The organism is Sinorhizobium sp. 7-81 (assembly GCF_030124405.1).
GTDB classification, from domain to species: Bacteria; Pseudomonadota; Alphaproteobacteria; order Rhizobiales; family Rhizobiaceae; genus Sinorhizobium; species Sinorhizobium psoraleae.
This window is the reverse complement of the sequence record NZ_JASKLT010000013.1, coordinates 72,158-87,092: the sequence shown is the minus strand read 5'-3', so window position 1 is coordinate 87,092 and position 14,935 is coordinate 72,158. Positions and strand designations below refer to the sequence as shown.

The window sequence follows — 14,935 nt, the reverse complement described above, 5'->3', positions numbered from 1 at the left end:
TTCAGATGACAGCCTGCGCTGCGTGATCGTTGCCCGCCGAAGCCACAGCGGGCAAGTCGCCCCGGCCTTCCTCGACCGCGTGGCACGAAACGCGCACGCCGTTGCCATGAGCCCGAAGGTTGGGCGTCTCGCGCCGACAGCGGTCATTGGCAAGCGCGCAACGCGGATGGAAATGACACCCGGACGGCGGATTGATCGGGTTCGGCACCTCGCCGGAAGCCGGCACACGGTCCCGCTTCGACATGCCGAGGTCGGGGATCGTGTCGAGCAGCAGCCGGGTGTAGGGATGCTGCGGATTCCCGAAGAGTTGGGCGGCGGGCGACACCTCGACCAGTCGGCCGAGATACATGACGCCGATCCAGTCCGACATGAAGTTGACCACCGCAAGATCGTGGCTGATGAACAGGTAAGTCAGCCCCAGTTCGCGCTGCATGTCGCGCATCAGATTGAGGATCTGGGCCTGTACGGAAACGTCGAGTGCCGAGGTCGGCTCGTCGCAGACGAGGAACTCCGGTTTCGTCGATATGGCGCGCGCGATGGAGATGCGCTGGCGTTGCCCGCCTGAAAATTCATGCGGAAATTTGTCGCCGTCTTTGGAGTTCAGGCCGACAAATTCGAGCAGGCGGTCGACCTCTCGGCGTTCCTCCTCGCGCGAGACGCTGAGGCCGTAGGTGCGAAGCGGTTCTGCAATGATGTCGCGTACCCGCCAGCGCGGGTTGAGGCTGGCATAGGGGTCCTGGAAGATCATCTGCATGCGACGGCGCACGGCGGCAGGCTGACCGGCCGGCGCCTGCGAGATATCGGCGCCGTCGAAGCGGATGCTGCCGGCCGAAGGGGTGGAAAGCCCCATGATCAGCCGCGCCACCGTGGACTTGCCGCAACCCGACTCGCCGACGAGGCTCAGCGTCTGGCCGCGTGGAATTTCGAGATCGAGCCCGTCGACGGCCTTGACTGTCTGCGTTTCACCGCCTTCGATCAGGCGGTTCAGCAAGGGCTTCGACATCGCGAAGTGTTTCTTCAGGCCCTTGACCGACAGCAACGGCCGGTCGTCGGCGACCTTCATTCTTGCAGACGCGGCATTCATTGTGTCACCCCTTCATAAAGCAGGCAGGCGGCGGCGCCGTCGGCAACCGGCCTGAGTTCCGGCCGGAGATGATGGCATGCGGCAATGGCCTTCGGGCAGCGCGGATTGAAGGCGCAACCTTTTGGGATGTCGGTGAGGCGCGGCATGGATCCTTCGATCTGGACAAGCCGTTCCGGCCGCGGACCGATGCGCGGGATAGAGCCCATCAGCCCTGCCGTGTAGGGATGGCTCGGCTTCTGCAGCACGCGCGCGACCGGGCCGATCTCGGCGAGGCGCCCTGCATACATCACCGCCACCCGGTCCGCCGTTTCGGCGATCACGCCCATGTCGTGGGTGACCAGGATCGCCGCCGCGTTGCGCTCCCGACAGACGCGTTTCAACAGTGCGATGATCTGGGCCTGGACCGAAACGTCGAGTGCCGTCGTGGGCTCGTCGGCGATGATCAGGCGCGGTTCGGCGCAAAGCGCAAGAGCGATGACGACGCGCTGCCGCATGCCGCCGGAAAACTGGTGCGGGTACTGATCGATGCGCCGATCGGGTGCCGGGATGCCGACTTCGGCCAGCCATTCGATGGCGCGCCTGCGTGCTTCGGCGGCTGGCATCGGCAGATGCGTCCGGATCGTCTCGGTCAGTTGCTCGCCGACAGTGAAGAGAGGATTGAGGCTCGTCAGCGGATCCTGGAAGATCGCGCCGATGTGACGGCCACGCACCTTGCGCATCTCGTCAGGTGAAAGATTGTCGATGCGTTTGCCGTCGAGGCGGATCTGACCACCACCGATGCGGCCCGGCGGTTCGAGCAAGCCGATGACGGCAGCGCCGGTCATCGATTTGCCGGCACCGGACTCTCCGACAACCCCGAGGATTTCCCCCTGTTCGACAGAGAAGGAAACATTGTCGACGGCGGTCAGCACGCCCTTTCGGGTGGGGAACTCGACTTTGAGATTCTCGACTTCGAGCAAGGCCATGACATCACCTCAGTTTCGGATTGAGTGCGTCGCGCAGCCAGTCGCCGATCAGGTTGACCGCAAGAACCAGCACGGCGAGCGTCGCCGAGGGAAAGATCACCACCCACCAGATGCCGGAGAACAGATATTCGTTGCCGACGCGGATGAGGGTGCCGAGCGAGGGTTGTGTGGGCGGCATGCCGACGCCGAGGAAGGAGAGCGTCGCCTCGGTCAGGACCGCCATGCCGAGATTGATGGTGGCGATGACCAGCACCGGCCCGAGCACATTGGGCAAGATGTGCGTGAGCATGATGCGCACTCTACCGACGCCAATCGTGCGGGCGGCCTGGACATATTCGCGCTGGCGCTCGACAAGCGTCGAGCCGCGCACGGTCCGCGCATATTGCACCCAGTTCGTGAGGCCGATCGCGAGCACCAGAACAACGATCGCCGCGCCCTCATGCTGGTTTGCCGGAAGGATGCCGCGCATGACGCCGTTGATGAGCAGCGCGACAAGGATCGCCGGAAAGCTCAGCAGCACGTCGGCGACGCGCATGATGACCGCGTCGACAAAGCCCCCGACGAAACCTCCGACAAGGCCGAGAAAGACGCCGAGCACCGCCGCCAGGAGAACGCTGGCGAACCCGACGAAGAGCGAGATACGCAATCCGTAGAAGATCGAAGACACGACGTCGCGCGCCTGCGTGTCGGTGCCGAGCCAATAGGCGGGGTTGCCGCCCTCCATCCAGGAGGGGGGCAACTCGCTGTCGAGCAGGTTGAGACCGGCGATGTCGAACGGATTATGGGGCGCGATCTGCGGCGCGAAGACCGCGGTGACGAAAAGCAGCACCAGTGCGGCAGCGGCGATGATCGTCGTCTTGGATCGACGGAAGCTGTAGAACAGGTCGCTGTCGGCAAAGCGGCGGAGACGCCCGGTGAAGGAAGTGTCGCTCATGGCCATGTCCTCAGGCGCCACGCCCTGTCGCCCGGGTCTGGTCGGTGCGAAGGCGCGGATCGATGACGTTGTAGAGAAGGTCGACGCTGGTGTTGATGATGACGAAGAGCAGCGAGACCATGACGAGATAAGCCGCCATCACCGGAACGTCGGTGAAGTTGACCGCCTGGATGAACAGAGCGCCCATGCCCGGCCACTGGAACACCGTCTCGGTGATGATCGCGAAGGCGATGAGACCACCGAGCTGCAGCCCGAAAATCGTGACGACCGGGATCAACGTGTTCTTGAGCGCATGCCGGAAGTGGATCGTCCGATTGCGCAAGCCCCGTGCCCTGGCGAATTTGATGTAGTCGGCACGCAATACCTCGAGCATCTCGGCGCGCACCAGCCGCATGATGAGAGTGAGCTGAAACAGGCAGAGCATGAAGGACGGCAGGATCAGTGCCTTGAGCCCGGTGGCAGTCAGGAATCCGGTCGACCACCAGCCGATATCGATGACATCGCCGCGGCCGAAGGATGGCAGCCAGCCAAGCCACACCGAAAAGACGAGGATCAGCAGGATACCGGTCACGAAGGTGGGCAGGGAAATGCCGACCAGGGAGAGGATCTGAAGGCCTTGGCTCAGCACCCCACGCGGCTTAAGCGCCGTGTAGATGCCGAGCGGAATGCCGAGCGCCAGCGACAGAATGGCCGCCACCAGCACCAGTTCGGCCGTTGCCGGGAACCGTTCCGCGAGCAGGGCGCTCACAGGACGGCTATTGCGGTAGGACACACCGAAATCGCCCTGCGCGGCATTCACGACGAAACGCCCGTATTGCAGGATCAGCGGATCATCGAGGCGCAGCCGCTTTCGCACCTCCTCGCGCTGTTCCTGGGTCGCGTCCTGCGAAACGATGTTGTTCACGGGATCGCCGAGATAGCGGAACATCAGGAAGGCGATGAAAGCCACCGCGAGCATGACCATGACGGCCTGAAGAAGACGGCGGACGAGGAATACGAGCATCGACCCAACTCCCTTGGGGTCCGCCCGCGCCACGGTCGGTGCGGGCTGATCGTGAAAACGGCCCTGCCCGCTCACGGGGCAAGGCCCGTTTCGGCTACTTGATGCGCGTGTACCAGAGGCGCAGCAGGTCGTCGGCGGTCTGCACGACCTCGACATTGTCACGCACGGCCCAGGACAGCGGCTGCTGGTGCAGAGGCAACCAGGCAACCTCCTCCTCCGTGATGCCGAAGGCCTCGATCATCATCTGGCGGCGCTTGGCTTCATCGAGCTCGACGTCGATCTTCTTGGTCAGCTCATCGACCTTGGCGTTCTTGTAGTCGCCGGGGTTCCAGGTGCCCAGCTTGTCTTCCGGCGAATGCAGCATGGCGGAAAGCACGCTGAAACCGTCGAGCATCGGCAGCGTCGCCCAGCCGATCATGAACATGTCGGTCTGGCCTTCCTGCGCCTTCTTGAAGTGCAGCGTGCGGGCTTCGGTCACCAGCTTGGCATTGAGGCCCACCTGCGCCAGCATCGCCGTCATCGCCTGGCAGACCTCCTCGTCGTTGACGTAGGCGTCGTTCGGGCAATTCATGTTGAACTGGAAACCGTCCGGATAGCCGGCTTCGGTGAGCAGCGCCTTGGCGGCCGCGGGATCATAGGGGAAGCGCTGGTTGAGCTTCTCGTCGAAGCCTGGCACTTCCGGAGCGATCTGCATGCCGGCGTTGCGGGACTTGCCGCGCATGATCTTGTCGCGGACGAGATCCATGTTGATCGCCTGGTAGACGGCCTTGCGGACACGCACATCCTTGAAGGGATTGCCTTCGACATTCCCGTCGACCAGCTTGTCGCGCATGTTGAAGTTCATCATGATCGTGCGCAGTCCGGGCGATTCCAGCACCTTGGTGCCCGGAGAGCCGGCGATGCGCTTGGCATCCTGCAACGGCGACGGCGTGATGATGTCGACCTCCCCGGAGAGCAGCGCTGCGACGCGGGTCGCGTCCGAGCTGATCGGCGTGTGCACGACCTTGGTAAGGTTGTGCTCCGGCTTGTCCCACCAGGCTTCGTTGGCGACCAGAACCGTTTGCGCGTCCGGGCGGCGGCTTTCGAGCTTGAACGGGCCTGTGCCGTTGGCGTGCGTGGTGGTGTAGCCCTCTTCGCCGAGCTCGGCATTGACCGGCTTCACGGCGCCGTTCTTCTCCAGCCACTGCGCATCGAAGATTGCGATGTTGGTGAGATAATTGTTGAGCAGCGGCGTCGGGCCACTGAGGTGCAGATCGACCGTGTGGTCGTCGATCTTTTCCGCGGATTTCAGCGCCGGCAGGTTGCCCTTGATCGGCGACTTATCGTCGGTCGCGCGCATCAGCGACATGACCACGTCGTCGGCCGTGAAATCCGAGCCGTCGTGGAACTTGACGCCCTGGCGGAGCTTGTAGCGGATCACGTCCGGCTTGACGACCTCCCAGGAAACGGCGAGCGCCGGCTCGATCTTCAGTTCCTTGTTGTAGCGCACCAATGGTTCGTAGACGTGCAGCAGGAAATTGATCGAAAAGCTGTCCGTCATTGAATGCGGATCGAGCCCATAGATGTCGCCAGCCGAAGCGTAACGAAGGGTGTTCGCGCCGGCAGCCCCAGCTAGGCCAAGCTGAACCAGCGCCGCCGCGGTCGCGGCGAGCAGAAACTTCCTCATGTAACTCCTCCCGTTCGGAACAATGGTCCTCTGGCGCTCGCTTTTGTGAGGCCGGATACAGTTCCTAAGGGTATTGCTGACATTCATGCGCCAGATTGTCAACAATCATCGCAAAAAATGTTGACAAAAATGCCGTTTCCGCTTGAATGGGGTCGAGGCGATTTTCGGCGCGCCGGGGAGGAATGCTGAATGGATATGGAAGCCGGCACACGGCCTGCGACGGATCAGGAAATCTACCAAAGACTTTGGAGCGCTATCGCCGAACGGCAGATCGGCCCCGGCACCAGGCTGAAGGAAGAGCAGCTTTCCGAGATCTTTTCGGCGAGCCGGGCCCGCATTCGCCAAGTGCTGCAGAACCTTGCGCGTGACGGCTTGATCACGCTCGTGCCCAATCGTGGCGCCTTTGTCTCCCAACCGTCCACCGAGGAGGCGCGAGATGTCTTCTTCGCCCGGCGGACGATCGAGGAACGGCTCGTCGAGAAGCTTTGCGCGACAATCGATGCCGGCGGCATCGAACGGCTCCGAAACCACGTCGAGGCGGAACGCCGCGCTCACTCCAACCGGGATATCGCCGCCGCCATCCGGCTTTCGGGCGCATTCCATCTCTTGATCGCCGAGCTGGCACAGTCGCAGATCCTCGCCGACCTGCTGCGGGACCTGGTTTCCAGAACGTCGCTGATCATGGCGATGTACCGGCAGAAGGACGTGCTGAACTGCGGCCCCGACGAGCACAACGCCATTGTCGACTGCATCGTCGCCCGTGATGCCAAGAAGGCGCTCGCCGTGATGCATCACCATCTCGCCCACATCGAGAACCAGCTCGACCTCGAGGCCGATCGCGTCGCAGCCCGGAACCTCGAAGACATTCTGGGCGCCTGAGCCCGATCTCGACCGAAAATCCGAAAGGGAACGACATGGAGCAGCCGGATATTCTCCTGCGCAACGTGACTGCCGTCACTGTAGATAACGAGCGACGGGTAATCGACCGGGCGTGGCTGGCCATTGCCGGAGACCGCATCGCGGGCATTGGCAGCGAGGCCGACGAGCCGCCGCGGGACGCCCGGGAAATCATCGATGGCTCCGGCATGGTCGCAATGCCGGGCCTTATCGACTGCCATTCGCATGCGGGGCACGGATTGGTGCGAGCTGCGGGCTGCGGCGACGTCGACCGCTGGTTCGAGGTCTGCGAGGCGATCTACGCCCGTGCGTCGACCGCCGACTTCTGGCGGGCGGAGGCGCGCCTGACGCTGCTGGAGCGGCTGCAAGGCGGCGTCACGACGGCGATGACCCTGCTAGGCGGCGGTGCCGACATCATGCGCACCGACGATCCGACATTCGGCGACGCGCATTGCACGGCAACCGCGGAGGCGGGGCTTCGCACCATTCTCGCGGTCGGGCCAACCCGTCCGCCCTTCCCCCGCAGCTATCGCCGTTACGAGAATAATGATGGCCGGGATGTCGCCGTTTCCTTCGAGCGCCAGTTGGAGGTGTGCGAAGACCTGATCGATCGCTGGAATGACGTACTCGACCGCCGCACCGGCGTCGCGCTGGCAATGCCCGTCTATTATGCCGCCGATGTCGTGGAGGGGCCGGCACGCCGGCAAGTCAAGGACATGGGCGACGCGGTGATGGCCCTGCGCGAGCGCAAGAAGGTCCTCTTCACCCAGGATGGGCACCGCGACGGCTCGATCGCGCTCGCCCGCGATCTCGGTGTTCTCGGTCCATTCGCCCTGCTCGGCCACAGCGTCGATCTCACGCCGACAGACTTCGAGGCTCTTGCGCAAACCGGCGCCTCCATCATCCACAATCCAAGCGCGATCATGTCGATCTATGGTCGCTGCCCGGTTCCGGAACTGATCGATGCCGGCGTCGTCGTATGTCTCGGCTCCGATGCCGCCGCGCCCGATCGCGGTTACGACATGTTCCGCCACATGGCGCAGTGCATGCACTATCATCGCCGGCACTTCCGCGATCCAAGCTACCTGCCCCCCGGCAAGACCATCGAGATGGCGACGATCGACGCCGCTCGAGCGCTCGGCCTCGAAAGCGAGCTTGGTTCGCTGGAAACCGGCAAGAAGGCGGATATCGTGCTCGTCGACATGCGCAAGCCCCATCTCTACCCGCCAGGCATGCCGGTCACGCGGCTTGCGCATTTTGCCAATGCGGCGGATGTCGACACCGTCATCGTCGACGGAAGGGTGCTCATGCGCGGCCGGCGCATCGAACATCTTGATACGGCGGATATTCTGGACTCCGCGGCGCGAGAGCAAAAGCTGGCTTTCGAGCGGGCCGGCGTGACCGGACTTTTTGCCGAACCGGCGTCCTATTGGAGATCAAGCCGGCTCGTCGCCCAATCGCACTGATGTCGTCCCGCCTCTTCGCCGATCGGCAACGGTTATGCACCCGCAAAGGTGCGGCACAGTGGACCGCGCTATCTTACGCGGATACGCCGGATGATCGCGAAATGGCAGCAGACACAGGCGGCAAGGACGAGCACGAAAAGCGCAGACCCAAGCGGCGAATAGGCGGGCGGCAGGAAAGACCAGTCGCCGCGCAGCACCTGCGGCAGCGAGAGACCTGAAACGCCGGCCTGGGCGATTGCGGCCCGCACCATGCCGAGCGCGGTCGCGATCAGGGCGACGTGCGCGTGGATGAAGCGCGTGCGCGGATATCGATCGGGCCGAATCGCCAGAAGGATTCCCAAAAGCGCTGCAAGCACCAGAATCACGGCGGCACTCCAAAGGCCGACGCCGGGAACGGCGAGAAGTATGAAGACTGGTTCGCGCATGACCGGAAGTATCGTCATGTAGAGCCACCAGGAGAATTCGCTCGCGGGATAATAGGCAAGCAGAACCATGCTGGCCAGAAACGCAGCCGCCAATGCATAAGCGCCACATGGGCCGAGTCGAAGGAACATTAGAACTGAAGCTCGCATTTGCAGGCATCCCCTTTGACTGGAGCGCGTCCGTGCGGACACTATTTATATATAAGGCGACGCTTAACTGGGGCTTACCGATTGTAGCTTTCTGTTCGGACCGCAACGACCCGACCTGCCAGCAATTGAGCCGGCAGATCGAAACCGTTTATGGCGATGGTCGCCGAACACGGCACCGCCTTGAGATGCGCGATGTGTCTCTTTAATGCGACTCATTGTTTCAATTCTTCATTTATTAGCATTTTTTTCGGAAGATTTTCCGTGAGTGCTTGCAGGCGCGAGGCTACTTTAGCCAAAAATCGGGGGAATAGATGGCAACTTCTCAGATCAGATCGCGGATCAGATGCCTTACCTTATTGCTCGCGGGCGGAATCCTGCTGGCCGGCTGCCAATCGGCCGCCCTCGACGACGTGGCGGCCTTCGGCGATAGCGCCAAAACACTCGAAGATGATTCGGCCGTAGCCTTCTACAAGAACGACGAGTTGGTAACCAAGGGAAAGCTGCAGTTCAAGGAGAAGAACTACGGTAAGTCCTACGCCATCTACAAGCGGGCCGTTGCGGTCTTTCCCGAAGACCCGTCCGCCTGGCTGGGCTTTGCCGCCTCCGCCGACATGATCGGCCGCTTCGATACCTCCGACCGTGCCTACCAGCAACTCTCGGGGATGATCGGAAACACGGCGGTCTACTACAACAATATCGGATACTCGCATCTTTTGCGTGGCGACTTGCCCAAGGCCCGGCGCTACTTCCTGAAGGCCTACGAACTCGATCCGGCGAACGAGACCACGGCCAGGAACCTGGAACTCATGAAAAACAGCGTGAAGTTCGCGCAACGATAGGATGCGCGCAATGCGGTTCATGCGGGCGGAAGTGGGCGGACCAATCGGCAATGTGCCGCGAAAAGGCCGCATCCCCATGTGACACGATTTTCGACCCTCGCCGCGACCGGCTTTCGAAAAAATCGGGTCCGGCGGGAAACCCGCAGATCACCTCACCTTGCGCAGGATCAGTTTACCCTCGGGCGAGATTGAACGTTCGTAATGCGGCAGATCGGCAACGGAGACGCCTTGGGCGCCGGTCGGGCCGAGATTGTCTTCCGCGACCTGCAGTCCGGCGGAGAACGCATTGGCCGACGGCTCCAGCCGTTGTGTCACGCCCTTTCCGGGCGCGCTCATGATCAGGCTTCCGCCGGAGGCAACCAAACCTGAACGCATGCCGGCGTCGAAATCGGCGACCTGTTTGCGCAGGCTCTCCAAACGCTGGCGAACGATTGCCACGTCCTCGGCCTTGGCGCTTCGGGCGATGTGCCGCCCCTGTTTGTCGACCAGTTCTTTCAGGCCATCGATGGAACGCTTGAGCGCGGCGAGACTCTCGCGGCTGTCGGCCGCATTCTTTGCCGTGTAAAGAAGAATGCCGGCGTTCAACGGCAGGAGCAACAGCGCAAGCGCAATCAGGGACGCCCCTTTCGAGCGGCTCGGTTCTTTGGCCGGTCGCTCGACGCGTTGCCTCGCGCCGTCAGATTCGACATTGACATCCGGAATACTGGTCATCCGCATCACTCCGCCGCAAGCAGGATCAAGTCCCTGAATTCCATGCATCAGTATTTCGCATCAGTATTTCAGGCATTCCTTAATAAGGTACGCACCCATTGGCTCCCGTATCCCGCTAGGGATCCTAGTCCAGCGTGAACACGCCCTCCCATGCCCGTTCCAGCATTTCCAGCGAAGCCACCTTCGGCATCGCGTTGAACTCGCAATAGGATCCGATGAAATCCAAGAGGTATTTGGGATGGTAACAGGACGCCAGTGATTCGCCAGTGTATTTCCGATCGTAGAACAGCTCCAGGTCTCGCTCGCGCAGTTCTACCGCAACGTTCTTCGCATAGGTGCCGAAGATGCGGATATATTCTGCCCGCGAAGGGGTATTGACAAATATCTTGTACTTCAGTCGCCGCAGACCCGCTTCGTCCGAAAGGTCCTTCGGGGCAATGTTGGTGGAGAAGACAACGAGCTCGTCGAACGGAACCTTGAACTTCTTTCCCGTGTGCAGCGTCAAGAAGTCGTAGCCACGCTCGAGCGGCACGATCCAGCGATTGATCAACGCTTGCGGCAACACCTGCTGACGACCGAAATCGTCGATGATGAAGACGCCGCCGGATGCCTTGAGATGCATCGGCGACTCATAAACATTCGACCCCTCGTTGAAGGCCAGATCGAGCAGGTCGAGCGTCAGTTCACCACCGGTCTTGATCACCGGCCGCCGGCATTCGACCCATCGCTGGTCCGACTTCGGATACGGCACAGTTCCAACGGATTGATGGACGGCCTCGTCGTAGAAGCGGATGACATAGCCGCCGACCTCGACAGCATAGGGCACCCAGATCGTCTGTCGGAACAGACGCGACGTACGCTCGGCAATGCTCGTCTTGCCGTTGCCGGGTGGTCCGTAAAGCAGAATGGACTGGCCGGAATTCATCGCCGGGCCGAGTTTTTCGACCAACGATGGCGATAGCACAAGGCCCTCTAGGCTCTCGATCAGAAGGTCATGCGTCACCCGTTCGTGGTGGATCGACTGCAAGGCGAGCTGCCCACAGAAGGCGTCGAGCGAAACCGGCGCCGGCCCCACATAGGACGATTGCCGGGAAGCGACGTGGGCATATTCGAGGCCCTTCATCGAAAGTGCGTAGCGTATGTCGGATCTGACATCGTCACCGGCGAGCCCCCGTGCCTCGAAATAGGCGAGCTTCACAAGCTCCTTGACCAGCAGATTGACCACCACCTTCGGCAGCTTCATCCGCTCCGCCAGATGCGATGGCGTGACCGTGTCCTGTTCGGTCGCGCATTTCGCCGCCAACCGCAGCAGGAACGACAGTTCGAGCCCGGTTTCTTCCACGCTTGCCGCTGCTATCGGCATGCGTGGATCAAGCGTCGGAGCGAAATCCTCACGATCCTGGTCGAGCGAATATTGCATCGAGTCCTCGCTATTCTTAACCGCCGGGTGCCATGCCGGCGAGAAGGCTGACCACGCGGATGACGACAGGCACAAGCACGATGACCAGGCTCACGGGAAACAGGAAGGCACCGAGCGGCAGCAGCATCTTGATCGGCAGGGCGTTGGCCTTTTCCTCGGCGCGGACGATGCGAAGATCGCGCATTTCCTTGCTGTAGACCCGGAGTGTCTGCGTGACGCTCGTTCCAAGCTCCTCCGACTGGCGGAAGAGAACCGAGAGAGCGCGTGCCTCGTCGATCCTCAGTCGCGTCGCGAGATTGGCAAGCGCCTCGCGCAACCGGCGCCCGCCGCGCACCTCCAGCATCATGATCGAAAGATGCAAACCAAAGTCCTGCTGCTTGGCAACGAATTCCCGCGCCACGCGGTTTGCTGCCGCTTCGATGCTCATGCCGGCGTCGAGGCAGACGATCAGCATGTCCATGAAGTCGGGAAAAAGACGGCGGTAATCGCGTTCCTTGGCGTCGCCGCGTCGGTCGATATAGATATTCACCAGGATGAAGGTGGCACCGGCCGCGAACATTGCGCCAAGCAGGGTCGCGACGCGTGAAATCTCAGGAAAGAAGCGGTTGAAAGCCCATACGGCCAGAACCATGACGCCGATGCATATGATCGCGCGGATCATCTGGAACGTCGTAACGGCGTTGGCGCTGAAATAGCCGGCTCGGATCAGCCGGTTCTGCGTGGAATTGGGGTTGGTGTCACGACGGGTGATGTCGAAATAGCGGCGGATCAGCCGGTTCTCCGCCTCGCCGAGATCGGCGATCGCTCCGTCACCGACATGCAGCTCGTCGCCTCCTGCCCTCGTCTTCGTTTCCGAAAGCCTGACGCCCACCTCGCGCCGGCGGAAGACGACCTCCGAAGCGGCGGCAGAAAAGATCAGGACCGAGAAGAAGACGATGAGGTAGATGCCGTACTCGTTCCACATGGCTTCAATACTCGAAATTGACCATTTTGTAGAGAATCACGTTCCCGATCCCCATGACGACCAGCAGAACCGTGACGATCGTCGGTCCATAGCCGCTCTGCCAGACGGGGTCGAAATAGGTCGGGGAAAGCGCCTTGATCATGGCGTAGAGAAGGAACGGATAGATCGACATGAAGATCGCCGTGATGCGCCCTTCCGAGGAGATCGCCCTGACCTTCGCCTTCAACATCGACCGGTCACGCAAGGTCTTCGAGAGGTTTTGCAGGATCTCGACGAGATTGCCGCCGGTTCCGGCCTGGACGCTGAGCGAGATGGCGAGCAGATTAAGGTCTTCCACGCCCACCCGATCGTTGAGATTCATGAGCGCATCATCGAGTGTCACGCCATAGGTCAGCTCGTCCGACAGGAGGCCGAACTCGGTGCCGATCGGATCGGGCATCTCGCGTGCTACCAGCGAAATCGCCGCCGGCAGCGGATGCCCTGCCGCAAGGCTCCGGTTGGCGACGTCCAGCGCTTCGGGAAGCTTCTCGGCAAACTTGCGTATGCGCTTGGCACGTACCCGCCAGATAACGAGTACGGGAACGAGCAGGCAGACCGCAAGGAAGATCGGAACCCGGATCAGGTTGCTCGGAACGAGAAACTGGAGGAGAAGCCAGACGACGAGAGCGCCGGCGATCCCATAAAGGGCAAACCGCTTCCCATCGAACTTGATGCCGGACTGCACGTAGTACTGCCTCAGCCGCTGCATCAACGGCAGTGATCGCCACTCGTTGTCCGCACCGCGTTGCTTCAGCATTTCGCGGTAGGTCTCGCGGTGATTCTCGCTTTCCGCGAGCAGGCTCAGGCGGTCGTTCACCGCCTTATGACGTTCGGACGTCCGGAAGTAGCTGCGCAGCAGCGCTTCCACAAACACCAGCGCGGCAACGAATACGGCCGCATAGAGCAGGATCAGGGTCATGGCTTGCTAGGCCCCGTCTGTAGTGGTTTCCCGGGTTCGAAGATCGCCGGGGGGATGATGATCCCGAGTTCCGCGAATTCCTCGACGAAGCGCGGGCGCAAGCCGGTAGCGCGGAACTCGCCGTGGATGCGGCCGTTCTCGTCCGTCCCGATCTTTTTGAAGCGCATGATTTCCTGCATCTGCACGACCTCGCCCTCCATGCCGGTGATCTCTGAAACCGAGACGACCTTGCGGCTGCCGTCGTTCAAGCGCTGCACCTGGACGATCAGCGAGATCGCCGACGAGATCTGCGATCGGACACTCAACTGCGACATCGGCATACCCGCCATGCCGACCATCTGCTCGAGCCGGCTGACCGCATCGCGCGGGGTGTTGGCGTGAATGGTCGTCATCGAGCCTTCGTGACCGGTGTTCATCGCCTGGAGCATGTCGAAGGCCTCCTCGCCGCGTACCTCGCCGACGATGATGCGGTCAGGCCGCATGCGAAGCGCGTTTTTCAGGAGTTCGCGCTGGCGGACCTCGTTGCGGCCGTCGAGCGTTGGCGGTCTGGTTTCCATCCGCCCGACATGCGGCTGCTGGAGCTGCAGTTCGGCGGCGTCTTCGATCGTGATCAACCGCTCCTTCGGCGAAATCTGCGAGGAAAGCGCGTTGAGCAGCGTCGTCTTGCCCGAACCGGTACCCCCGGAGATGATCATCGATACCCTGCCCTTGACCGCCGCGCTCAGGAGTATGCGCATCGCATCCGCCATCGCGCCGTATTCGACGAGACGCTCCAGCGTCAGCGGCTTGCGGGTAAACTTGCGGATCGAGACGAGTGGCCCGTCGACCGAGATCGGCCTGATGGCGACGTTGACGCGCGAGCCGTCCTTGAGGCGGGCGTCGACCATCGGCGTCGCTTCGTCCACGCGGCGGCCGACAGCCGAGACGATCTTGTTGATCACCCTGAGCAGGTGGTCCTCGTCCTTGAAGCGAACCGCCGTGCTTTCGAGTTGGCCGCGCCGCTCGACGTAGACGCTGTTGTGACCGTTGATGAGGATGTCGGCCACCGACTCGTCCGCCAGCAGCGGCTCGATCGGCCCGAGGCCGAGCATCTCGTCGGTGATGTCACGAACCAGATCGTTGATTTCCCTGGCGTTCAAGGGAGAGTTGTTCCGACGGATATAATCCTTCACCAGCGGCCGGATCTCGGTGGCGATCTCTTCGTCGTCGAGCGTATCGAGAATGCCGAGATTGATGTGGTCCAGAAGATGGCGGTGCAGGTTAACCCGCTCTGAAACCATATCCAGGCCGAGCGGCGACTCCTCCTTGACCGCAGTCGTCGCCTGGGCAGCCGACACGTCCGGCGCAGGCGCAAACGCGGCCGCATCGTTGGAGGCAATGTCTGCAACGTGCTGACGCTCCACGCCTTGCAGTGGCTGCTTGTAAAAGCGCCCTATGAATCCGTTCGCCATCAGCC

General features: G+C 61.9%; 14 protein-coding genes. 3 read left to right on the top strand and 11 right to left on the bottom strand.

Going from position 1 to position 14,935, the window contains the following annotated elements:
• Window position 1 precedes the first annotated feature (1 nt).
• The 5 genes from QN224_RS27855 to QN224_RS27835 form a co-directional block, all read right to left on the bottom strand.
• Window positions 2–1,084, bottom strand: a complete 1,083-nt coding sequence (locus QN224_RS27855) for an ABC transporter ATP-binding protein (RefSeq protein ID WP_283979268.1) — start codon at window positions 1,082–1,084, stop codon at window positions 2–4.
• Window positions 1,081–2,049, bottom strand: a complete 969-nt coding sequence (locus tag QN224_RS27850; protein WP_283979267.1) for an ABC transporter ATP-binding protein — start codon at window positions 2,047–2,049, stop codon at window positions 1,081–1,083. Before QN224_RS27850 ends, QN224_RS27855 begins: the two co-directional genes overlap by 4 nt.
• Before the next feature lie 4 nt (window positions 2,050–2,053).
• A complete protein-coding gene (locus tag QN224_RS27845; protein WP_283979266.1) occupies window positions 2,054–2,983 on the bottom strand; it encodes an ABC transporter permease in 930 nt (309 codons plus the stop codon).
• Window positions 2,984–2,993: 10 nt separating this feature from the next.
• On the bottom strand, window positions 2,994–3,986 hold the full coding sequence (locus QN224_RS27840) for an ABC transporter permease (RefSeq protein ID WP_283979265.1): 993 nt from the start codon (window positions 3,984–3,986) through the stop codon (window positions 2,994–2,996).
• A gap of 94 nt (window positions 3,987–4,080) precedes the next feature.
• Window positions 4,081–5,652: an ABC transporter substrate-binding protein gene (locus QN224_RS27835; protein WP_283979264.1), complete on the bottom strand. Its 1,572-nt coding sequence runs from the start codon at window positions 5,650–5,652 to the stop codon at window positions 4,081–4,083.
• Between the two features lie 189 nt (window positions 5,653–5,841).
• Here QN224_RS27835 and QN224_RS27830 point away from each other — a divergent pair, with 189 nt between their 5' ends.
• Both QN224_RS27830 and QN224_RS27825 read left to right on the top strand, forming a co-directional pair.
• Window positions 5,842–6,531, top strand: coding sequence for a GntR family transcriptional regulator (locus QN224_RS27830; RefSeq protein WP_283979263.1), 690 nt, complete (start codon window positions 5,842–5,844; stop codon window positions 6,529–6,531).
• A gap of 35 nt (window positions 6,532–6,566) precedes the next feature.
• Entirely contained in the window at window positions 6,567–8,015 is a 1,449-nt protein-coding gene (locus tag QN224_RS27825) for an amidohydrolase family protein (RefSeq protein WP_283979262.1), read from the top strand.
• 68 nt (window positions 8,016–8,083) lie between these two features.
• Here QN224_RS27825 and QN224_RS27820 read toward each other — a convergent pair whose 3' ends face one another.
• Window positions 8,084–8,533 carry a hypothetical protein gene (locus tag QN224_RS27820; RefSeq protein WP_312032678.1) on the bottom strand — a complete coding sequence of 150 codons (450 nt, stop codon included), beginning with the start codon at window positions 8,531–8,533 and terminating at the stop codon, window positions 8,084–8,086.
• Between the two features lie 365 nt (window positions 8,534–8,898).
• On the opposite strand from QN224_RS27820, the gene QN224_RS27815 reads away from it, so the two are divergent.
• On the top strand, window positions 8,899–9,426 hold the full coding sequence (locus QN224_RS27815; protein WP_283979261.1) for a tetratricopeptide repeat protein: 528 nt from the start codon (window positions 8,899–8,901) through the stop codon (window positions 9,424–9,426).
• A 147-nt stretch (window positions 9,427–9,573) separates the two neighbouring features.
• Here the strand turns inward: QN224_RS27815 and QN224_RS27810 are convergent, their stop codons facing one another.
• The 5 genes from QN224_RS27810 to QN224_RS27790 form a co-directional block, all read right to left on the bottom strand.
• Window positions 9,574–10,137 carry a hypothetical protein gene (locus QN224_RS27810; protein WP_283979260.1) on the bottom strand — a complete coding sequence of 188 codons (564 nt, stop codon included), beginning with the start codon at window positions 10,135–10,137 and terminating at the stop codon, window positions 9,574–9,576.
• A 124-nt stretch (window positions 10,138–10,261) separates the two neighbouring features.
• Window positions 10,262–11,557 carry an AAA family ATPase gene (locus QN224_RS27805; protein ID WP_283979259.1) on the bottom strand — a complete coding sequence of 432 codons (1,296 nt, stop codon included), beginning with the start codon at window positions 11,555–11,557 and terminating at the stop codon, window positions 10,262–10,264.
• A gap of 16 nt (window positions 11,558–11,573) precedes the next feature.
• Window positions 11,574–12,521, bottom strand: a complete 948-nt coding sequence (locus tag QN224_RS27800; RefSeq protein ID WP_283979258.1) for a type II secretion system F family protein — start codon at window positions 12,519–12,521, stop codon at window positions 11,574–11,576.
• Window positions 12,522–12,525: 4 nt separating this feature from the next.
• The gene (locus QN224_RS27795) at window positions 12,526–13,479 is read right to left on the bottom strand and encodes a type II secretion system F family protein (RefSeq protein ID WP_283979257.1); all 954 of its coding nucleotides are present in this window, start codon (window positions 13,477–13,479) and stop codon (window positions 12,526–12,528) included.
• Entirely contained in the window at window positions 13,476–14,930 is a 1,455-nt protein-coding gene (locus QN224_RS27790; RefSeq protein ID WP_283979256.1) for a CpaF family protein, read from the bottom strand. The genes QN224_RS27795 and QN224_RS27790 overlap by 4 nt, the downstream gene beginning before the upstream one ends.
• Window positions 14,931–14,935: the final 5 nt, after the last annotated feature.